Here is a 21,983-nt window from a genome sequence, read left to right as displayed (position 1 = left end):
CCGTCAAATTAAAGTGATCTTACGTCTTGTGTAAACAACACTCCTAAAGGACTACCTGCATATACCTCAACAGTCGTTGGTGTATTAAATAACTGCTGTGCTTGTTGTCCCCAGGTTTTACCCACTGTTGCCAATCCAATGACCGCATTTTGTAACGTTGAGCGCCCTACACCATTGGCAACTGTTACGTTGTTGCCTCCTCCAGTACCACCAATGGTTATTGTGGTATTAGCTGACTGGAACGCGTTACCAAATCCTTCAAGAAACGAAGAAGCGAACAATGAACCATAACGTAACAAATAATGATGATCTGTTCTACTTGATAGAGCTGTTCTCGCTGTATTGGGATCAATAGCAAAAGCAGAAATGGATATGGTTTTAGGAGCCCCAGGAACAGACATGGTGTTAAAGGTAATAACCATCTTATTCGCTTTTGAAGGTAAATTGAAGCTACCAATTAATTTGGTTCCCTTTAGTTTTCCAGCAACAATCGTTGCAAGAATAGGACCTGGCTCATCGCTATTAACGGAAGTATCCATCACCGCAAACAAGACATCACCTGTTTTAATTATGGCGGCCTGCTGTTCTTGTGAGCCCCCCATGACGCCTTGTGCTCCAGCATTGCCTCCTGCACCATTATTAGCAGCACCAGCAATTCCTTCTTTATCTTCATTTCCGGCGGCATAAGTTTGGGCACTAACATTTTTCCAATCCACTAATAACTGATTTGCAGCAGAGAGCATATCTGCACTTCGTTGTTGGATTTTTTGTTGGTACTTTTGTTCGGCCATTTGTTGGGTCTGGCGGTTTAAAATAGCCTGCAATTGCTGGTTTGACGCAGTAGCCCCTTGGGTTGCTACACCACCTTGCCCTACACTTGGCACCCCGCTAATACTAAATGCACCTTGTTGCACATTAGGGCTACCTAAGCCTACTAACTGCATTTCCGCAGGAGTATATCCTGCTGCATTTAAATCTGCGGCAGCAAATCCTGCATCCTTTAAATTTTTAGCGCTATAACCTGCTGCTTTAAGTTCAGCAGCCCCAAAACCTGCATCTTTAAGTTGGGCTGCGGTAAAGCCTGCCGCTTTTAGCTCAGCAGCACTAAAACCTGCATCTTTAAGATCTTTAGCGCTAAAACCAGCATCCTTAAGTTGCGCTGCAGTAAAGCCTGCATCCCTCAGCTCTTTGGCACTAAAACCCGCATCTTTAAGATCTTTAGCACTAAAACCCGCATCCTTAAGCTCCTTGGCACTAAAGCCTGCCGCCTTAAGTTGTGCAGCTGTAAAACCTGCATCTTTCAAATCTTTGGCACTAAAGCCTGCATCTTTAAGCTCCTTAGCACTAAATCCTGCAGCTTTGAGCTGTGCAGCTGTAAATCCTGCATTTTTTAATTCTGCGGCGGTAAAACCAGCGTCTTTTAATTCTTTCGCAGTATACCCAGCATCTTTTAATGCTTTTGCAGAGCAACCTAAAGTTTTCTTAATCGTTGCCGCACTAATACCGGCAGCACGAGCTCTCTTTAATGAATCAACACTGCAATCCGACACGCGTCCGGCGGCTAAAATTTCTGCAGGAGATAAGCCCGCATTTTCTAAATCACGGGTTGTATAACCCGCAGCCAACAGTTGAGCCGGAGTATAGCCCGCATCAAGTAATGACTTGGCATCATAACCTGCATTTTTTAACGCTTCCGCACTACAACCATTTAAATCTTTAATACGCTTCGCGCTAACACCCGCGTTAAATAATTTTTTCAATGCTGCTGGATCACAACCTGCGGCCTTGACTTGTGCATCGGTTAACGGAGTTGCAGCGCTAATATCTTGGGGCGTAAACCCGGCATTAGCTAACTCTGCATCCGTAAATCCCGCTGCTTTTAATGCTTGTGCGCTACAACCTGCATATTGTTTTATTAATGTGGCGCTAACACCTGCCGCTCTCTCTTTTTTTAATGCATCCGGATCACAGCCAGCCTTTCTGACATCATCGGCACTAATTCCTGGCGGTAATTCTGTTTCCGCCTCTTTTATCTGTGCGGCGGTATATCCTGCCTTAGCTAAATCCTCAGGAGTAAACCCTGCATTTAATAAATCTCTGGCACTATATCCTGCAGCCCTTAATTGCTCGGGCGTAAATCCTGCCTTTCGTAAATCTGCTGCACTAAAGCCCGCCTCTCTTAACTCTTTAGCGGTATATCCTGCGGCTTTTAAAGCCTCCGCGCTACAGCCACTGATGCGTCGAATTGCAGAGGCACTTACCCCTTGTTTACGTAGTTTTATTAAGTTATCGACATTACATCCTGCCTTGAGCACATCAGCAGCTGAGATACCCTGTGGCAAACCACTTGCTCGATTAATTTCATCATCGGTGAAACCCGCACCTTTTAATTCGCCATCAGAAAAACCTGCATCTTTCATTTCTTGTGCGGTAAAACCTGCGCTGCGTAATTCACACGCGCTAAAACCGCAATCTCTTAAGCGGCTTGCAGTATATCCAACATCCCTTAATTGTCTTGCATTAAACCCAGCCGCCTTCAAATCTTTACACGCACAAACCTGATTTAGGTCTTGTAACTTATAACCATTATCTTTTAATTGAGCGCAGCTACATGCGGATTTAATATCAGACAATTGTGCGCCCTGGCTTAATACTTGGGCGAGCACAGACTTTGAGCAACCACTATTTTGTAAGTTTTGAATCCATAAAGAGCGCTGTGCTCCTTCTTCATTTTCACGAGCCAAAGTAGCAAAGCCAACTCCGCTTTGACCATTCTGGGAACCAATAACTCCTACTCCCTGACCTAAAGCTTGTGTTCGAATAATAGTAGGAATGGCACTGCCCCCTGTCTGCTCTGCTTGTTTTGCTTGAGTAACGTTTTGTTCCTCTTGTAAGCGAGCATATTGGGCCGTGGGATCCAGCACCCCAGGAATCGATTGAATACTTCCAGGCGCATTACTTAGAGTGGCTTCTGCACTTGGCCCGGTATTAATGGCTCTCAACTTAATGTAGCCAATTACTACGGCAAGTACTAACAGCACTGCGGTAAAAATGATAATGACCCGTGAACGGGTATTAGAAAAAAGTGATTTAAGATTTTCTTTTCTGCCAGCCATTTATAACCCTTCTACCTTGAGCTGCATGACTTTTCCATGCCAGGAGACTAATAATACCGGGGACTTTTGCATTTCATAAGCATGCGTACCATCTGCGCTAGTCATACTTGCAAGCCAGCCCGGAGACAATATAGTAAGATTTGTACGAATAAACATTCTATCGTTGGATAACCATGCACGCGCATCACCACCGACAATCCCTAACCGCTTACTTCCTGGAGGGGGCACCCCATCGAGGACGTGTAAAAGCAACTCACTAGCAGAGGGAGGCAGCCCCGCTTCCATAGGTCGGTTTTTTGCATTGGGGCCATAACCTTGCACCCGCAAATCGACACGATAATCTACCGCTTTCTGGCCAGGAATGAGTGTTAGCATTACCGGGGTATTTAGCCCCTGCAAACGAACCGCTAGGTTACCGTAATTGTATAATTTCAATGCTTGAATCATTAACGTGTTACTGGTTTTATCCCATTGAATATTAAACGCAGAGGGATCCCCCAAATCATACGCAGAAATTGGCCAAGGAGAACCCGTAGAATCTAAAAAGACCAGTGAAGAAACAAATCCCTGAGCCAAGCGAATAACCGGAGGAGTAGACCCGGGAGATAGATTAACAAATTGCGATGTAGCTGTAGGTTTAGGCGGTGTTCCTGGTGTGGATGCCTTCGCATATTCCATTGTTTGTTGCATTTGTCTTAAATGTACAATTTGTTCAGGAGTTAAAGGATATAAACCACGGCTCATATCTTTAAAGGCTTTATTATCGATAACCTCTTCATCGGATTGACTCACCACTTGCTCATTAGGATTTTGAGTTTGTGGCTGTGCGGGTTCAGGCTTTTGTGGAGGAGCCTGGTATAAAGAGTCAGATAAGGGGATAGGTATATTATTGCCACCACCTTGGTTCTGCCCTTGAGCAACTTGGCCTTGAGCCCCACCTTGTCCAGGATTATTTGATAAACGCTGTTGTAATATACGTAACTGCTGCAATGCTTGCTGCGCGCTGTCCTGTTGTTGAGTAGGAGCAGCAAAGGAGGCGCTAGCCCCCCAATGAGTAATACTACATAAAACACAAAACTTAAAAAACTGATTCACCTTTTTCATTGAGAAACTCCACCACTGGCAGGTCCAACAACAAACTGTGATATACCAATTCCTCTAGGAGAATTCAATGTTGAGACTCGGGTAATTAACATAGTCACCACATTATTTTGTTGCGTAAATTCGCTGGCACTCTGATAAGTTACTAGAATTGGCATTTGTACGCGCCATGAGTAACTCCCATTTAAAACCCCCTTCTGCAAAATAATCGGCGCTCTAGTTGCGACAGCAGAGACAATCAATTTTTTAGCCTTAACCGCATCGAGGTTATTGGATTGTTGCAACGCATTCAAGAATTGATCCCAACCTTCTGCGGTGAAGAACCCCGATGACGCTTGTAACTCATCTCGATAGTTCACGAAGTTATAAGTAAACGCAGCTATAGCGGCCTGATTTGCCCATTGTAATACTGCAGAGTCAGATTGGTTCGGCTCATTTAATGGGAATAAGGGCGTAATTCGACCATTAATGCTGGTAGCAAAATATCTCGGAGCAGGAGGATGTGTCAGCATATAGACCAACATAGAAGCCAACACAAGGTTAACCAATAATGCAACGAGTAAAGCAAGCATTACCTTTCTCTGGCTATCTTTATAAAATTTATTTCTTAATGTAACGACTGTTAAGGCATCTTCAGCCATAATATCCTCTATTTTTATTGTGCTTATTGCGGTATCAGTTTTTCTTCCTCATCAGTAGGCGGATCCGGGGGCAACAACGCCTGTGATGACATATTCGGAGCTAACATAGGGGCCAGCTTTATTGGAGGAGTTACCCCACTGGTAGCATAAAAATCACGTTCGGGTTCAGCTAGATATACATAAAACATTAATAAACCCAAAATACAACTCAATCCTAAAGAAACAATTACGGAAATTAAACCCCGTCGGAAAACATTAACATTAAAGCTTTTGTTCTTTTTAATTAAGGCCCAACCTTCGCGATTCATCTTTACTCCTAACCCGCTGCTCGTCTAAAGGTGATTTCTATTCGCGCATTGGCGGAGTAATCTCCACCAAGTGGATACGCTATAATTGGTTTATCACTACCAACACCTTGGGTAAAGATAAAACGACTATCAATACCTTGAGACCACAAATATTCACTAACCACACGAGTCCGTGCCAAGGTAAGCGCATGTTCTCTGGCTGGAGATCCATATTTACTGCTGTATCCGGTTATGAAAACTGAAATTTTGCGAAACTGTTTTAGAAATATTGCAACATCATTTAGCAGTCTATAAGAGCGCCATTTAATATTGGGGGTCTGTGGATGAAATAAAAAGGTTGCAGGGATGCTAACCATATAATCTTGGCCAATGCTAACTACTTTCACCCCATTTTTATTAAATTTTTTCATGTACTTGATAATTGTGGTATCACAAGCACCAGTATCTTTACATGGGCCTCTGGGCAATTCGGGAGGTAAAGCCCAATAGTCTCTACCACACGAAGCTATTATAATGCATAAGGCAATCGCTCCTACAGCCCTAATTAGCAAGACTATATATTTAGTAAGTACTGATCTCACTTTTGATCCCTCATGTTACAAAATAAAAACCACTTCGGATGGCTGTAATTGACCAAAGTCTATTAACCAAAGATTAAGATAAATTTACAAATCATTACGTTACAATGAATTCAAATAAATTGCTATTTTTTTAAATATTTATTTATGTCTTAACATTTTTTTTATTAATTTCAGTCCATTTATGCATCATATGTGTAAAAATATTTATCAAACCCTCTTTTTAATGTTAGAGTTTTGCTTCCTCTCATTTATGACTTAATGATGAAAAAAATAGTCTCCAATATGCCCAAGGGAATAATAGCGCTCTATTTCGTACAGGCGCTTACAACATTTTCTTATGCTACTCTTTATTCATCTCTTGCCCTATTTCTTACCAAACAACTACAAGTAGAACAGCGACTATCAAGTAGCATAGTGGGGCTCTTTCTGGCACTTAATTATGTTTTGCAGTTAATTGGGGGTCTGCTGGGAGGGCGCTTTTTAAGCAATCGTGTCTTATTTGTGCTTGCATCCCTGATTGAAATTCTTGGCCTATTTACTTTAACCACTCGCTCTACGTCGCTTTTATTTGTCAGTTTGAGTATGTTTTTAGTTGGCTGTGGTATTAGTTTTACCTGTTATAATAATATGCTTACCCAGCGCTTTAGCTCAGAGGATGAACGTAGAGAAACGGCTTTTATTCTTAGTTATGCCATGATGAGCATCGGTTTTTTTGCGGGGTATACATTAAGCGGGGTCTTCGATTACACCAATGAATATCAAGGCCTCTTTTATACGGCAATTTTAATGGATGCCCTTACGATACTCTTTATCCTACGTAACTGGTCAGTTTTAGCTGATACAAACACTCCCTTAGCACAAGTCAATTCATTGCAAGGCTTAAGAAACAATTTAGTAGGAACCTTGCTCACGCTTGGTTGTATTCCACTCCTGGTGCTTAGCTTTAAAGCAACCGAATTAAGTAATAATCTGGTTATCACCATAAGTGTGCTAATGTTTTTAGCCATTCTCTATCTAGGGCTTCGCCAAAAATCAAAAATAGATAAAGATCGTATTATGGCTTATCTACTCCTGGCGATCATTTCCGTACTGTTCTGGATGATTTATTTCACCGGCCCAATGGGGGTAATTCTTTTTATTAAAAATAACACAGATCGACATCTTTTCGGCTATGAGATTGCAACTCAATGGTTATTAAATATTAACCCATTGGTCATTATTGTCTGTGCCCCACTACTGTCCCTGCTTATTAACTCACTTCAAAATAAATTTAATTTCTCCATTTCCGTACAATTCGCCTGTGGTTTTATTTTATTAGGCTTGTCCTTTTTTGCTCTTGCCTGCGGGATCAGCTTCTCAGGGCCTGATGGGCTTGTAAGTTTATCATGGGTTATATTTTATTTTATTTTTCAGGGAATCTCCGAGTTACTCATTGCGCCTGTAGGTTATGCGATGATTGGTCGTATTGCGCCCTTACATTTACAAGGTCTAATGATGGGCTCATGGATGCTAGTTGCAGGTGCTGCGGCCTCTTTGTCGCATTATTTCGCGAATGAAATGGTAACAAACCAAACTCATGCACCCGAACTTACCAACGAGAACTATTTGTCTATTTTTGAACAGTTAGGGATATGGGCCTTGGCTGGGGCGGTATTTTTATTTTTAGTTACTCGAAAAGTTAAGGCTTTTATTAATCAGACGGTTATTGAGGGATGAAGTGGGCCTTCACCTTTAAGTCTTAAATGGGTTGGGCGGAAAAGCCCCTCATTGAGAGTTTTGCTCGAACAGGGTTTGCTGGGCTTTTTCAGCCCAGCCTATGCGTGACTCATGAGCAGTTAGTAGTAGAGGTTTATTCTAATCCTTCAGCATTCTTTTTATTCACTTTATCACGCTCGCTTGCAAATTTGACGGCGAGATCTTTTACAATTTCCGTTAACGTATGGGGGTCGATAAAGTCACGCTCTTCAGGCGGATAACTGGTTGCCAATTGGAAGTCTTTAATTAACTCATTAGCGACCGTACCAGCGTATTTATCTTTAGCTCCCGACAATCGCTCAATCGTCATCATTTGATTACGCGTCTCATTAATCGGTAATAATGATTCAGAGAAAGTTTCTTTATCACGGACTAATAACGGAGGATCTCCAACGTTGACACGTAAGGGACTAAATATGGTTAATGCCCCCTCAACCTCCTCCTCAATCAATTCCTCAACCGGTTCTGGCTCATTAAAATTATGGAATGCAATTAAGGCGGTTACGCCACGTTCAATAGGCTCTGTCACGGTAGATTCGCGTAATAACTTACTTATGAGGGTAATTTCCTCGCTATCCGCCGTCTTATTAATCGTTAAATCACCACTTTCCAGAATAGACTGGAATGAAGCTAACTGTTTTTGTAACTTCATTAAGTAGTCATCTGGTGGCGGTTCAACTTTTAAGAATTGGTTAATTTTTAATTGCTTAACCGGTTTAGGGTTCGCATAAAACATGCGGGCACGAACAATTTTTGATTTGAAGAAAATATGTGCCTCACCCTCGGTTTGCTCTTTAAGGTCCAAAAGATCTACCCGAGCTCTTTTTTCAAAGGAAGAACTCTTGCTGTCCGCATAACTATTTGACATGGTATTGTCTTTAGCCTGGAATGAGTCAACCTTAGTAACATAAGCCTCACCCGCCGTTTTGGTAAAGAAGTCCCAGGTTTCGGTAGGGTCTTCCAGTTTCATACAAATTTTAATGTTCGTGTTTGCACCAATGGATGCCGCCTCTTCTTTGGATGCTTTTTGGAAGGCCGGCAAATCTTGCCCTGCAAAAATCGCAGAGAATCCAAGAGAACGCGCCTGAGCAGGTACCACCGCAAACCCTTGCACTGCATAATATCCATACTCATCAAGAATACACATATAAGGTGTGGGCGCATTAGTAGGTTTTCTTAAGATAACGTCGCGGTAATCCCCTTCAACGTCTTCCCCCAAACCTGCAGCCATCATGGCTTTTAAGGAAGATACAATAATCTTACCCAGGTTTGCCAACTCATCAGGTGATTTTTCTAGTGCAGGTAATAACACAACTAAAATTCTACGATTCAAGATCACATCTTTAAAGTCCACCTCTGCCAGATTGGTACGAATAATGTGTCCATAGGTATCCGCCAAAGAGGAGAAACTTCGTACAAGCTGCATGGTGATGAAACCATGTTGCTCGAGTACTTGAGATACTTGTTTCCCCTTTTTTTCTTTATTATAACCAGGCAAAGTATTTAAATAGTTCCGTAATGGGTCAGTAACCAACTTTGGAACCTGTTCAATGTTTATACTTTCCATGTCATCGCGAGGAAAGACTTTATCAACCACGATTGATTCCAACCGAGTTAAATCGAAATAGTTACGAATACTGTTGGCATCAAGAAGAATCGCGCCATCATCACGCATGTAAACTAATAAACGCATTAAAGCTTCAACGAACGCGATCGCACGGCCTTTCCACATGTCACCGTCACCACCCTGTTGAGAAGACCCCATCAAGCTAACCACCAACTGGGTTAACATACTGGAAGAGCCCTGACAAAAGGGATTCAGTGTATTAGATAATCTTTTTTCCTGGGGACCAACAATATCTCGCGCACCCGTCATGAAGTTAATTAGCAGTAAATCGTCTTCGCGCCCCATGCTACGAACCATGGAAAATACCTTCGCATAAAGCGAGTTATCCCCTTTTCCATCCACATAAATAAATCCACTGCCCTGAACCAACGCGTTATAGGCCAGAGAAACTAAACATTCTGTTTTACCACTACCGGTTGAACCGAAAATCAGTGCGTGAGTACGCATGTCATCGTTGGCAAACCACAGTTCCTCTCCGCTCTTCCGATCATTACCAAAAAAAGCAATACCTCGCGCAATGTTAGGCTTGTTTATGCCCGGCTTCATGTCATTGTAATCTTTTACTCGCGAAACAAGTGGCAATCTAAAAGGAAGTTTTTGTTTACGTGTATAGCTGTAAGCAAACGCGCCACCACCGATTAACATTAGTAAGGTTGCCACTTCTGAAATATAAAAGGATGCGGCCGCCAGGGAAAATAGAATAATCGAAACATTCGTCGGATCAGCAAAAAAATCCGCCATTCTCTGCGTTAGGGTTCGCGTGTCCCTAAGGAGGAGGGTAGGATCTACTTCATGACGAGACTCAATACCACGCATCATGGTTCTAACTCCTGCATTTGACGAGGTGATAATTTAACTTCTTTCACGGCTACCTCTAAAGCTCTAATTGCTTCATCGATCATTGGCACTAAAGAACGTCGCCCCATTTCTTTCTCTGCACGCCAATGTGCAAAAGCACCCGCAACTTCCGAATAGGGTGTTTGTCTGCCTACACAATTCAACATATACCACAATCGTCGATCAACGGGTTTTAGCCATAAAAATTCGGAACTGGGAACTACTCCATCTTGCCGAGCTTTCTCAAGCAATGAAGCCAGTACAGTTAAAGTATAGGCATGTTTTGAAGTTATTTCCTGGATCTCCTCCGTATTTTTGTATTTTTCAACTACGGGCCTAGCCACCGAAAAATCAGGTTTCCCCTCCACAAAAGTACGGTCCAATACAGATAAAATATGATTAGCCGCATCACGGTCACGATTTAAACGCGCCATAAACACACCAGCTAAGGCATAAGCTTGTGGCGAACAATGCTCAAAACCATCCCAATACGGCCCTAACTGTAACGTAAAGACACGCTTAGCATCTCCTCGCCTAAGACCCGCGGTCATTTCCATACCAGGAACAGGATTATCCAACAAAACATCATCCTTTTTTAATAAATGATGTTTACGAGCAAACTCCAAAGGGGTTAATGCCATTGCCCAAGGCCCCACATTAACATCCTGGCTCACTAAATCTTCTTTAACTACGGGCATAATTGCCGGCCAGTTAAACTGCTCCTGTGCACGCAAAGACTTCATATCATGGGCTTTACGGTATTTTAATTTAAGATTAGATTGGTAAAGAACAATAGCCATTACTCCTAATGCCAAAACTACAGGATAGCGCATAAAATCACCCACAGCACGCGTGGTATCCACCAGCTGATCCCAATCTACTGCATTTGGATCAATGGTTTGCATCAGATAGATTAAACTGGTTAATTGCTCATTATGGATGAACAGGTTAACTAATTTGGCTTGCAGGATATTTATTTGAAAAACAATCATCACAATATACTGATGGCCTGTTCTCCAAACCAGAAATACAGTAATAAACAGCAGCACCGTAATCCATACGGGAGCCATACCACTATCTGTGCCTTGTTGTTGCGATTGTTGAGCCATTAATACGCTCTTATCTTAGTTTCATTAATTCAAGTATATACTGCTCTGAGGCATTTTTGCGAGAAATTCAAGGGGAAATTATGCATCAAAACCCAGATTACACTTCGTTCAGAACGAGCCCTCCTCGGTGAGGGAAAAAATGCTGTCATTCCCGCATAGACGAGAAGCCATTTTTCAACAAAGTGATAGACTAACTTAAACGATGGATTCCGGCTATGCGAGAATGACACATTATCAAAATGAGGAAGTCGCTCAACAGCGCGATATGCAGACCCGTTACTTAAACAGATGTTTCTTTGTGTAAACGACCACGATCATAGTGATAAACACCTGACACATGCACAAAACGACTGATATTATCTAAATCTAAGGTTCTATCCTTCAAAGTAAGTAAAAAATTACCTAACTTATCAGATAAGGCTTTATCAGGAGGAAGAGCAATGATGCCGCTTTGATTAATAAAAATACCTAAATAAGCCTCATTGATCTTGTTTTCTTTAGTTTTTATTATTGCTTTAACATGTTCTTCAGAGGCATAGATAGGGCGCGAGATCATTTGTCGTGGTAAATTAGCAACAATCCGCTCCCAAGACTGAATGTTTGAACCATCCGCCGAATAAAGTGATACAAACACTTCTTGCTGTCCACTTCTTAGCGCCATGCGATTTGCTAATTGGGTTTCAGCGTGAATTTGCGCCTTAGTTCGCGTACCAAGCTGGTTCACAAAATTTTCACGGATGTCATTTAAATTTTTACCAATGGCGCGCAGGAAATTAGACTCCTCCCAGGGGCCATTGTTAATCGCCTCGTCTAACGCCTGGAGAATCGCGTCATTTTGTTGATCTGAGAGTATCTCTTTCATAACACCAAAACTCTATCTAATGAGAGGGATACCCTCTCGAATTAAGTCACGAACAATAATTTATTATCCTCTGTAAGAAGGAGTTGACACTACTGCTTCATCTGGCTCAGTTGTGTATTCCTGTTCCGCGGTGATGTTTTCTTCAGCTGCATATTTATTATTCACAACAGCGTTTACTCGGTTATAACAGGTATTTAAAATTTCAGCAGCCTTTTGATTGGGTTCAAAATCTGATCGAACGTGTGCAGCCTTTTCTGTCTGGGTCTTTGCAGTATGTACTGGATAAACTACTATTCGATGCGCATCTTCAGGTGTCATTGGAACCATTGCACTTACAGAAGCCAATCCATTAGCAGGAGTCACACCGCTAGTTTGGAAAAGAGTAATTCTATATTTATCTAACGCTGCCATATTACTGCTCCTCAAAAAACTTATACCTATAACCTGAGTCTAACAAAACAAATTATAAAGTGAACCCAAATTTCAATTTACTTTCGAATTCTTTACAATTCACTTAAAAATGACACGCTTAGTCATACATTAACTCATCCAAGGGGGTATAGTCTTTACTTGGACCACCTTGAATTAATTCATTTACTACATCAGTCATACACAACAAACGCAAAACATTAGGCGTCACTTCGTCAAAGACCACACGCAACCCTAATAAAGCGCCTTCTGATTCATCAAATGTTGCCCCCAAGCCATAACCCAAGCATAAAGAACATAATTGATCAGCTCGTTTGGCAATTGCAGGTAATAAACCTGTCTCAGCGAACACTTCATCATAACTTACAAATCGGTCATTCAAATAAAACTTAGCATTCATACTTGCAGCAATAATGCCCATGCATTGACTAATCGTTCGTTCCATTTATCATCGCCACCATGGTTGTGCAGACTTAAAACTCCCAGCTAGGAAGCCTCTTATCCAGCGTAAAAATACTGGCACAGTAAAGCCATAATGTTCGATGATACCAAAAAAAATTGCGGAAATAAGTACAATAACCCCTGTCCAAACTCGAATATGCATTAGAAATATAAATAAAGGAAACGCAGCACGTGCATCCACCAGAAAGAAACGAGCACTACGCGCAGAATCCCTCCAGTGCGCTGTCTCAGCAAAGCCCCCAGCAGCCATATACTTATACCTCAAAAAAATAATTATCTATGGAAAAAGTATATACCTAAGACGCTTCAAAATGCTAGTTTTTGCGCGACTTGATTTCTATAAATGCGATGAAAACAAACCTCGATTGTCTTTCTTAGCACTTATCCATGGGAGTTAATTTTTTAGATGGGCCACCTAGAGCATTCATTAATACATTTTTCATATCAGTCTCAAGTGTAGCTGAAGGTGTTAATTGGGGCGTATCATAGCGTTGCAGTTCAGACTCAACTTCTGCTTGTTCGGCGTGCCGCGGCTTAATAGCGGTAGATAGGGCTAATCGTCCTAATATTGTAGCATGGCTGCTCATATGAAACTCCTCTTGCGACACATATACTTCAAAGATAACACAAATAGATTAAGAAATTATTAAGAACCCTTTGTTCAAAACTCATTACAGCAGGAATGAGAAAGGCAGAATTACCCACTAAATTTTATTACCCTAAGCTCTTCTTGCTCTGATTCTATTTCAGAGGAAGAGTGCAATCCTGTCAAGTACTCTTGAATGATTTTTGTGTGCCAAGAGCTCTGCTGCAAGCTCGTTGATGATTGCACTTGTGACATGATGCACGGTCGATTAGTTATTACTAAAATATACAAACTGTCTTCAAATAACTTAGTTCAGTGCACATTTTAAAAAATTTCTCCTGTACACCGAAAATTCTATTGAGTAGTAGGTGCATTTTACGTTATGGTAAAAGTACCTAATTACACAATTAGGTTTCATTTAAGGATAAAGGAATACAATTGCTCAATATATTGCAGCAATTAAGAACTAGAGTAAAAGGAGAATTTGATATGGCTAGGGGCGAAGTTAAATGGTTTAATAATGCCAAAGGATGGGGATTTATTATTCCAGAACAAGGTGGCGATGATATTTTTGTTCACTTTTCATCAATTCATGGCACTGGCTATAAAACATTGGTCCCTGGACAGGTAGTTACCTATGAGGTGGGACAAGGCGATAAAGGTCTTCATGCAGCAAATGTGTTTGTAGTCACTGAAGCTGCCGACCTAGAAATGGCCTAATCAGTACAGCGGCGTTGTAATTGCCTAACATCGTTTCGCGTCATAAAAGTCCTTTATGTGACTTGTATGCCAAACTCATGTTAATTAATAATGCCGCTCCGCTCCAACTAAATTTATCCCAATTACTGAATTCAGAGCCATCTTCAGGTATGATGCCCTTAATTTTACTAAGGTCAGTATTGTCTAATGAGACGTGGTTTATTACTTATTAATCTAGGGACTCCTAAATCCCCGACTGTCCCTGCCGTTCGCCGTTATTTACGCGCATTTTTAACAGACAAACGTGTTATTGATTTACCTGCGCTGCTTCGTTATCTCTTGGTGTATGTACTTATACTACCCTTTCGAGCAAAACGCTCCGCCCATGCCTATCAAACAATTTGGACCGAACAAGGCTCCCCACTGCTATGGCACAGCCAAAACTTACTAACTCACGTTCAACAAGAATTAGGCTCTAAGTATGAAGTAATTTTGGGGATGCGTTATGGCGACCCTTCAATTGCAGAACAGTTAAATCAGCTCAAGCATTGCGAATCTATTACTATTTTACCTTTATATCCGCAATATTCTTCAGCTGCTACAGGCTCTTCTATTGAGGAAGCACTGAAGGTTATTAGTTCCTGGGACCTAATTCCGTCAATAACCGTAATCCGTGATTTTTTTCAACACCCAGCTTATATCAAAGCGCAAACTGCGGTGATTAAAGAACAGGTTAATGAATATGAGCATATTCTTTTTAGCTATCATGGAATTCCTGAGCGCCAAATTACTAAAAATGACTGCAAATCAGTCTGTAATGATATCTGCCCAGCGCTTTCAGAACAAAACCAAGGTTGTTATAAAGCTCAATGCCACCAAAGCAGTCGCTTATTAGCCAAAGAGCTGCAATTATCAGAGCAACAATACAGTACAGCATTCCAGTCTCGCTTAGGTAGAACACCCTGGATAAAACCGTATACTGATGAAATACTCAACCGACTAGCGTCCCAAGGAATTAAAAAATTAGTGATCGCCTGCCCTTCCTTTGTCGCTGACTGTCTAGAAACATTAGAAGAAATAAGCATCCGTGCCAAAGAACAATGGCTCGCTTTAGGTGGAACAGAATTAATTGTAGTGCCCTGTTTAAATGAACATCCCCTATGGGTAAAAGCAATTGCGGATATTGTTTCTAAGTAAAAAGTCCTCGCTGTAACCTGGTTGCTTACAACCAGGTTTTCCTTACAAATCACTATGCTTAGCCAATCCTAGCAGCCTGCAACTAACTCCTTCTTGAACAGCCCCATTACCCACTACTCCACATCGAAATTTTCATGTACTATGGCGAAAATTACACTTTTAAATTTATTTTTTATCAGGAGGATTAGAGTGAAACGGATATTTATTTTATGGTTATTTATCGCTACACAAGCAATTGGCGCGGTATTTAGCCCGGAAGAGGTTAGTAAATTAAAAGCAAACTTTTTGGCAAACATTCATCCTAATGGCGCAATTGTCGCCTCACCCTCACAACAAAATCCCAACTATTATTATGACTGGGTCCGCGATTCAGCCATTGCTATGAACTTAATTGAAAGCTGGTATGAGGAAAATCACTCTGCGGCAAATAAAGAGCGTCTATTTCATTATGTTTCATGGACGCGCATGATCCAGCACCAAAACGATCCCCTACCTGGACAAGATATTTTAGGGGAGCCTAAGTTCTACATTAACGGTTATCCCTTTGATGGCGCTTGGGGTAGACCGCAAAATGATGGGCCTGCAATAAGGGCAACTGCATTAATTCGTTTTGCCCAACAATTATTAAATCAAAATGAAAGAGAATACGTGCAAACGTATTTGTATAACACCAGCATGGAACCACGCGGAATGAGCGTGATTAAGTTAGACTTGGAATACATAGCCCATCACTGGACTGATGAAAACTTTGACCTTTGGGAAGAGGTTTATGGCAATCATTTTTTCACCACCATGGTACAGCAAAAAGCCTTGCTTGATGGCGCCGCCCTTGCTCGCCGTATGAATGATGAGCGTGCTGCTATTTATTATGAACAACAGGCTCGATTGATGGACTATCGTTTGTTCCAACATCTGGATCAAAAAAATCAACTTATTCAAGCCACTCTTCCGCCTCATTTAGGCCCGCAAAAAACTTTGGAGCTGGATTCAGCTGTAATCTTGGGTGTATTATTTAACCCACAACGAGGACTCCTAGCTCCTAACAGCATTTATGTTGAAAAAACCATTAATGCCTTGCATAAACAATTTAACCAAATGTTCCCTATCAATGAGAATAATTCAGGGGCTATTTTGTTCGGTCGTTATCCTGGCGATACTTATGATGGCTATCAAACTAATAGCCAAGGCAATCCCTGGTTTATTTTAACTGCCACCATGGCTGAGTATTATTATACCTTGGCGGATATGTTATCTGCGAAACAAAACCAGCACGCGTTGATGAAAAAATACATTGAAACAGGCGATGCCTATTTAGAGCTTGTCAAAAAATATGCGCCTGACATGAATTTAGCAGAACAAGTTAATTTAAATACTGGAGTTCAACAAGGAGCCAAATCATTAACCTGGAGTTATGTATCGATTCTTCATGCTCTAGAGGTAAGAAATAAACTAGCGGCTAAATTGCACTAAATTATTATCGAAACCAAAGCTGGGCTGTTGTGGCCCAGCAAACATTTACCTACATCACCAATATGGAAAACTTTTCGTTTGAGCCGGCGGATCAATTTGGAGTGAACTTAAAGCTATCCCCTTCATCCACAAAGTCGTGCTGATAAAAAACAGTAGGCTGGGCTGAAAGCCCAGCATTAAGAGCGGTGCAAACTATGTTAGCTAGGCGCTAACATTGAAGCCTCTTTTGCGTCGCACTCTGATGTTTCTTCTACTCCCAAAAAACGCAAAGGCTTACCTTCCATCACATAGTTTTCTATCTGTTCCAAGCTTATATTTTTGGTTTCAGGCATATAAAAATAGCTATAAATGAATCCCAAAAAGCAGATAGCGCCATATAAAGCAAAAGTGAACTCAATCCCTAAGGCTTTATCCAATAATGGAAAACTAAAAATAACCACCGTATTAAACGTCCAATTACTCATTGCGGATAAGCCCATACCCGCTCCGCGAACATGTAAGGGGAAAATTTCTGCCATAGCAATATGAGGAATCGGCCCGACGCTGATGGCAAATGAAAAAATATAGACCGTAAGGCAAATCATCGATAAATAAGGAAGCCAGGCCACTTCATTCAATGAAAACAGACTTAACGAAACTAAACTCGCCCCCGTTCCGAAAAAACCCAGAAGCAATAGCTTACGGCGCCCGATTTTATCAACCCAAAGAATTGCTAATATGGTAACGAGTAAATTAACAAGACCAATCCCCATCGTCGCTAATATTTGCCCCAAAGTACTGCTTAATCCCAGATTTTTAAAAATCTCTGGTGCAAAATAAATAATTACGTTGATCCCACTTAATTGTTGCAAACAAAATAATAGTGTACCTAACATGAGGACCGACAAGAGGGGCTTCTTAAACAGCAAGCGCCAACTCCCGTGTTTGGACTCATGGGCCAGCGTCGCTTCAATATCATGCAACTCTTGTGCAATAAACTGATCTTTACGTAATTTTTTTAAGGCGGTGTTTGCAGCACCACGTCGGCCAACACTACACAACCACCGAGGTGATTCAGGCATGAATAAAATTCCTACCCCCAAAACTAAAGCTGGCAATGCGCTTGAAGCAAACATAAGCCGCCAGGCTTGATTTTCCATTAATAGGTAATTAACTGAATAGGAGCAAACAATCCCTATCGTCATTGCCAATTGATAAATAGCAACCACAGCTCCTCGTTTTTTTAACGGTGCGGTTTCTGCTAAATACAGAGGTGCCATTACAGAGGCAACACCAATCGCCAAGCCAAGAATTAATCGCGACAGCTCCAATATCATAATTGAACTGGCTAAGCCGGCACCCAATGCCCCACAAAAAAATAAACCACCCGAAAAAGACAAGAGAGTACGACGCCCAAAACGTTTAACTCCTTTTGAAGCCAGAACCATCCCAATCAGGATGGCACCCACTAATGCCCCAAAAGGCAGAGCAGCCGCCATCACACCAATATCGGTTGCCGTTAATGCAAAATGATTTTTGACTAACTCTAAAGACCCGGCAATAATTCCTTCATCATAACCAAATAAAAATCCAGCAACAGAACCAATAACAGCGACCATCCAAGTCATTATTCCTCCTTGAAGCTTTCTTAATGTAACAGATCACATTGAAACCACGTCATTCCAAATGCAGCGGGAGATCTCTTGAATAAGGCAAAGAGTGATGGCATAGTCAGCATACTATCCCCAACCACGCACCCCTTGCCGTGTGGAAAAGCATAGTTCAGTTATCAATGACCAATCATTTTTCTTGATTGCCTCATCCGGAACAATCCATGAGCCACCAACACAAGTTACATTAGGTAGTGCCAAGTAATCGGAAAAATTTGATTCATTAATTCCTCCAGTTGCACAAAATCGTGCTTGTGGAAAAGGACCATAAAATGAGCGCAACATAGGAATTCCGCCCGCTGCAACTGCAGGGAAAAACTTAAAGTGGGTATAGCCTAGGACCAATCCTTCCATAAGCTCGGAAACACTAGTCACTCCAGGAATAAAAGGGATGTTGCCCTTAAGCCCTGCTCTTAGTAAATCTTTAGTAGAGCCTGGACTAAAAGCAAATTTTGCCCCCATTTCCATAGCTTGTTCTAACTGTTTGGGTGTAACGATGGTACCTACACCAATTAATGCATCGGGAAAGGTCTGCACTAGTAAACGTACCGCCTCAAGAGCTATGGGAGTTCTTAAGGTAATTTCCAGAGCATTAACTCCCCCAGCAAATAATGCCGCAGCTAAAGGGATAGCGTGATCGATCTCTTTAATTTGAATCACCGGAATTACTGGTGAAGAACAAAACACTGTATCCGCCTGCACAGTCCAATTAGAAAATGACATCTAGGTCTCCTTTTCGTACCCGTTCAATCTGATGTTGTAAACGTTGCTTCAAGTGTACTGCAGCGCCTAATATCCCAGGCTGTTTTGCAGTAATTACATAAGTAGGAATTTGCGCATTAAAACTACTGAAACGTCCTTTTTCTTCAAATCGAATTCTAAAATCACTCTGCTCCAATAATGGAAGTAAGCGTGGGACAATCCCCCCAGCGATATAAACACCACCAAAAGCAGCAAAAATTAAAGCCAAATCTCCAGCATAATCACCTAAGGTTGCTAAAAATTGCGACACAGCTGCCTCAGCAACTACGGACTCTCTTGCTAAAGCTAATGCAACTATTTGTGCAGCTGACAGTAAGGATTCATCTTGTTGGTAAAATGCAGCCAGCGCACTATATAAATTTTCTAATCCCTGGCCAGATAATAAGCGCTCATAAGAAACATGACCATATATTTTATTGAGGTAGCGGGCAATAAACCATTCTTGCTCTGTTTTTGCTCCCCAACTTACATGACCACCCTCCCCCCCATACGCAAAATAACTTTGATTTTGGGAAACTAAATAAGCAACCCCCAAGCCGGTCCCAGCGCCAAGGACTACCCTCGTTTTATTTTTATCCGCAACACCCTTGCCAAATTGCACTAATTCGTATTCTGACAAGGCAGGAAGACTCATTGCGATAGCATTAAAATCATTTAATACGGTAAGCTCAGATAAACTTAATTTTTGTTGCAGCTCTTGAGTTGAAAATCGCCAATGAGCATTCGTCATACAAATCTCATCACCCAACACGGGACAGGCAATCGCAATAGCTACTTGAGTAAGGTGTTCTAACCCATGTTTGCGTTGATAAGCTACTAATACCGATTCCAGACTGCTGTATTCAGCACAGGAATAAATTTCAATTGTATCAATGAATAGGGTATCCAAACGTACACGGCTAAAACGGGCAAATGTGCCACCGATATCCGCTACGATCGCATATAAATTAAACCCTTCAAACATCATAAGCTGACTCTCTTCCCTGAAATAGACTACAGGCTCCCTGCTCTGCACCAGTAAACTGTGTACGTAAGCTGCCAAATAATTCTCGTCCAGTGCCATAATGAAGCCCCTCGGAACTCATTACAGCAGCAAGACGCAATCTTAATTCGTCCTCGCTAACCAGCAACTCTAATTGACCTTGTTCTGCATCAATAATAACCATATCCCCCGTTTCAACTCGGGCCAACACACCATTATCTAAAGCTTCAGGCGTCACATGAATTGCAGCGGGGACCTTGCCTGAAGCCCCCGACATCCGCCCATCAGTAACTAAGGCCACTTGATATCCCTTATCCATTAATACGCCTAATTTTGGTGTTAACTGATGCAGTTCAGGCATGCCACATGCTTTAGGCCCTTGAAAGCGTAAAACGACAACGCAGTCTTTATTCAAGGCACCTTGTTTGAACAGTAGCTCAAACTCCTCTTGGCTAGAACAAACCACTGCAGGCGCTTTAATTTTATCCTTCCCCTGAGCAAGGCCAGAAGTTTTAATCACTGCACGACCTAGATTGCCACTTAAGACTTGTAAACCTCCTTGAGCTTTAAATGGTGTTGTACTTGCCGTTAACACAGCTTCATCATTTGATATGCACGGGCCATCAATCCAATGCAATTGTCCATTATCTAAAATGGGCTGACGAGTATAGTGCTCTAATCCATACCCCATTACCGTATGTACATCCGCGTGCAGCAATTGGGCATCCAATAAAGTCCGGATAAAATAAGCTAAGCCGCCCGCACGTTGAAACTGGTTCACATCAGCAGAGCCATTAGGATAAATTTTCGTGATTAATGGGGTTACTGCCGATAATTGGGAAAAATCATCCCAATTAACGGTATAACCTGCCATAGCAGCAATAGCTATCAAGTGCATAGTATGATTCGTCGAGCCCCCTGACGCTAATAGGGCAACAATTCCATTCACTATATTTTTGGCATCCATTAGCTGGCCAATTGGCAAGTACTGCTCTCCTAAATCAGTCAAAGTTAGGACTTGTTGCGCGGCAGCTTGCGTTAAGGCGTCACGTAATGGGGTTCCGGGATTAATGAAGGATGAGCCTGGAAGTTGTACTCCCATCACTTCAATCACTAATTGATTCGAATTGGCTGTTCCATAGAAAGTGCAGGTTCCCGGAGAATGATATGAAGCGGATTCCGCTTCTAACAAAGCCGCTTTGTCTACCTTTCCTTCGGCATATAATTGACGAACCCGCGCTTTTTCCTGATTCGAAATGCCTGATGGCATTGGCCCTGCAGGGACAAAAATAAAAGGTAAATGACCGAAACTTAAGGCCGCCATTAATAATCCCGGGACAATTTTATCGCAAATTCCCAACATTAAAGCGCCATCAAACATGTTATGTGATAAAGCTATTGCCGCAGACATAGCAATCACATCCCGGCTTAACAAACTCAACTCCATTCCGGGCTGGCCTTGAGTAATTCCATCACACATAGCCGGAACACCACCAGCAAATTGGGCAACACCGCCTGCAGCCGCAATTGCTTCTTTAATCAAATCGGGATAACTCACATAGGGTTGATGTGCTGACAGCATCTCGTTATAGGCAGAAACAATGGCGATATTCGCTTTTTTCACACCACTCAAACTGGCTTTGTCTTTTAGCGCACAGGCAGCAAAACCATGGGCCAAATTGCCACAATGTAACATGGTACGTTGAGGACCACGAAAGCGAGCCGTCTCCATCTGCTCTAGGTAGAACGCGCGGCCACGAGCACTGCGTTCACGAATGCGGGCTGTAACTTGGTCAACTACTGGGTGCAT

Annotated in this window: 20 protein-coding genes; 4 read left to right on the top strand and 16 right to left on the bottom strand. The window is 41.9% G+C overall.

The features are described from left to right. Nucleotides 1-8 precede the first annotated feature (8 nt). The 5 genes from dotG to icmN are packed head-to-tail and all read right to left on the bottom strand — an operon-like array spanning nt 9 to nt 5,747. The gene (gene dotG, locus E1P08_RS10090) at nt 9-3,116 is read right to left on the bottom strand and encodes a type IVB secretion system protein DotG/IcmE (protein ID WP_133136896.1); all 3,108 of its coding nucleotides are present in this window, start codon (nt 3,114-3,116) and stop codon (nt 9-11) included. After that, a complete protein-coding gene (locus E1P08_RS10085) occupies nt 3,117-4,220 on the bottom strand; it encodes a DotH/IcmK family type IV secretion protein (protein ID WP_133136895.1) in 1,104 nt (367 codons plus the stop codon). Then, complete coding sequence (locus E1P08_RS10080) at nt 4,217-4,858, bottom strand: type IVB secretion system apparatus protein IcmL/DotI (protein ID WP_133136894.1); 642 nt, start codon at nt 4,856-4,858, stop codon at nt 4,217-4,219. Before E1P08_RS10080 ends, E1P08_RS10085 begins: the two co-directional genes overlap by 4 nt. Before the next feature lie 23 nt (nt 4,859-4,881). Beyond that, nucleotides 4,882-5,166 (bottom strand): type IVB secretion system protein IcmM/DotJ, encoded by a 285-nt coding sequence (gene icmM / locus E1P08_RS10075; protein WP_133136893.1) that lies wholly within the window; start codon nt 5,164-5,166, stop codon nt 4,882-4,884. An 8-nt stretch (nt 5,167-5,174) separates the two neighbouring features. Beyond that, complete coding sequence (icmN, locus tag E1P08_RS10070; protein WP_133136892.1) at nt 5,175-5,747, bottom strand: type IVB secretion system protein IcmN/DotK; 573 nt, start codon at nt 5,745-5,747, stop codon at nt 5,175-5,177. Between the two features lie 258 nt (nt 5,748-6,005). On the opposite strand from icmN, the gene E1P08_RS10065 reads away from it, so the two are divergent. Further along, complete coding sequence (locus E1P08_RS10065) at nt 6,006-7,463, top strand: peptide MFS transporter (RefSeq protein WP_242602429.1); 1,458 nt, start codon at nt 6,006-6,008, stop codon at nt 7,461-7,463. A 133-nt stretch (nt 7,464-7,596) separates the two neighbouring features. Here E1P08_RS10065 and E1P08_RS10060 read toward each other — a convergent pair whose 3' ends face one another. The 7 genes from E1P08_RS10060 to E1P08_RS10030 form a co-directional block, all read right to left on the bottom strand. After that, a complete protein-coding gene (locus tag E1P08_RS10060) occupies nt 7,597-9,948 on the bottom strand; it encodes a TraM recognition domain-containing protein (RefSeq protein WP_133136891.1) in 2,352 nt (783 codons plus the stop codon). After that, the gene (icmP, locus tag E1P08_RS10055) at nt 9,945-11,075 is read right to left on the bottom strand and encodes a type IVB secretion system coupling complex protein DotM/IcmP (protein ID WP_133136890.1); all 1,131 of its coding nucleotides are present in this window, start codon (nt 11,073-11,075) and stop codon (nt 9,945-9,947) included. The genes E1P08_RS10060 and icmP overlap by 4 nt, the downstream gene beginning before the upstream one ends. A 280-nt stretch (nt 11,076-11,355) precedes the next feature. Next, nucleotides 11,356-11,937 (bottom strand): Dot/Icm secretion system protein IcmQ, encoded by a 582-nt coding sequence (gene icmQ / locus E1P08_RS10050; RefSeq protein ID WP_133136889.1) that lies wholly within the window; start codon nt 11,935-11,937, stop codon nt 11,356-11,358. Nucleotides 11,938-12,000: 63 nt separating this feature from the next. Further along, a complete protein-coding gene (locus E1P08_RS10045) occupies nt 12,001-12,348 on the bottom strand; it encodes a hypothetical protein (protein ID WP_133136888.1) in 348 nt (115 codons plus the stop codon). A gap of 118 nt (nt 12,349-12,466) precedes the next feature. Beyond that, nucleotides 12,467-12,811 carry a type IV secretion IcmS family protein gene (locus E1P08_RS10040; protein ID WP_058533111.1) on the bottom strand — a complete coding sequence of 115 codons (345 nt, stop codon included), beginning with the start codon at nt 12,809-12,811 and terminating at the stop codon, nt 12,467-12,469. A gap of 3 nt (nt 12,812-12,814) precedes the next feature. Further along, a complete protein-coding gene (gene icmT, locus E1P08_RS10035; RefSeq protein WP_133136887.1) occupies nt 12,815-13,078 on the bottom strand; it encodes an IcmT/TraK family protein in 264 nt (87 codons plus the stop codon). A gap of 124 nt (nt 13,079-13,202) precedes the next feature. Then, nucleotides 13,203-13,415 (bottom strand): hypothetical protein, encoded by a 213-nt coding sequence (locus E1P08_RS10030; RefSeq protein WP_133136886.1) that lies wholly within the window; start codon nt 13,413-13,415, stop codon nt 13,203-13,205. Between the two features lie 488 nt (nt 13,416-13,903). On the opposite strand from E1P08_RS10030, the gene E1P08_RS10025 reads away from it, so the two are divergent. The 3 genes from E1P08_RS10025 to E1P08_RS10015 all read left to right on the top strand — a co-directional run bounded on the left by E1P08_RS10025 (nt 13,904) and on the right by E1P08_RS10015 (nt 16,780). Continuing rightward, nucleotides 13,904-14,134, top strand: a complete 231-nt coding sequence (locus E1P08_RS10025) for a cold-shock protein (RefSeq protein ID WP_133136885.1) — start codon at nt 13,904-13,906, stop codon at nt 14,132-14,134. A gap of 186 nt (nt 14,135-14,320) precedes the next feature. Further along, nucleotides 14,321-15,310, top strand: coding sequence for a ferrochelatase (gene hemH, locus E1P08_RS10020; protein WP_133136884.1), 990 nt, complete (start codon nt 14,321-14,323; stop codon nt 15,308-15,310). Between the two features lie 141 nt (nt 15,311-15,451). Further along, on the top strand, nt 15,452-16,780 hold the full coding sequence (locus tag E1P08_RS10015) for a glycoside hydrolase family 15 protein (RefSeq protein WP_133136883.1): 1,329 nt from the start codon (nt 15,452-15,454) through the stop codon (nt 16,778-16,780). Between the two features lie 197 nt (nt 16,781-16,977). On the opposite strand, the gene E1P08_RS10010 is transcribed toward E1P08_RS10015, so the two are convergent. The 4 genes from E1P08_RS10010 to edd form a co-directional block, all read right to left on the bottom strand. Beyond that, nucleotides 16,978-18,387: a sugar porter family MFS transporter gene (locus tag E1P08_RS10010; protein ID WP_133136882.1), complete on the bottom strand. Its 1,410-nt coding sequence runs from the start codon at nt 18,385-18,387 to the stop codon at nt 16,978-16,980. A gap of 111 nt (nt 18,388-18,498) precedes the next feature. Then, nucleotides 18,499-19,152 carry a bifunctional 4-hydroxy-2-oxoglutarate aldolase/2-dehydro-3-deoxy-phosphogluconate aldolase gene (locus tag E1P08_RS10005; RefSeq protein WP_133136881.1) on the bottom strand — a complete coding sequence of 218 codons (654 nt, stop codon included), beginning with the start codon at nt 19,150-19,152 and terminating at the stop codon, nt 18,499-18,501. Beyond that, nucleotides 19,139-20,158, bottom strand: coding sequence for a glucokinase (gene glk / locus E1P08_RS10000; RefSeq protein ID WP_133136880.1), 1,020 nt, complete (start codon nt 20,156-20,158; stop codon nt 19,139-19,141). Before glk ends, E1P08_RS10005 begins: the two co-directional genes overlap by 14 nt. Beyond that, nucleotides 20,148-21,983: a phosphogluconate dehydratase gene (gene edd, locus E1P08_RS09995; RefSeq protein WP_133136879.1), complete on the bottom strand. Its 1,836-nt coding sequence runs from the start codon at nt 21,981-21,983 to the stop codon at nt 20,148-20,150. Before edd ends, glk begins: the two co-directional genes overlap by 11 nt.

It is taken from the genome of Legionella rowbothamii (genome assembly GCF_900639985.1).
Lineage (GTDB): Bacteria > Pseudomonadota > Gammaproteobacteria > Legionellales > Legionellaceae > Legionella > Legionella rowbothamii.
Note: the sequence above shows the minus strand (reverse complement) of the source record. Positions and strands in the feature narration are given on the sequence as shown.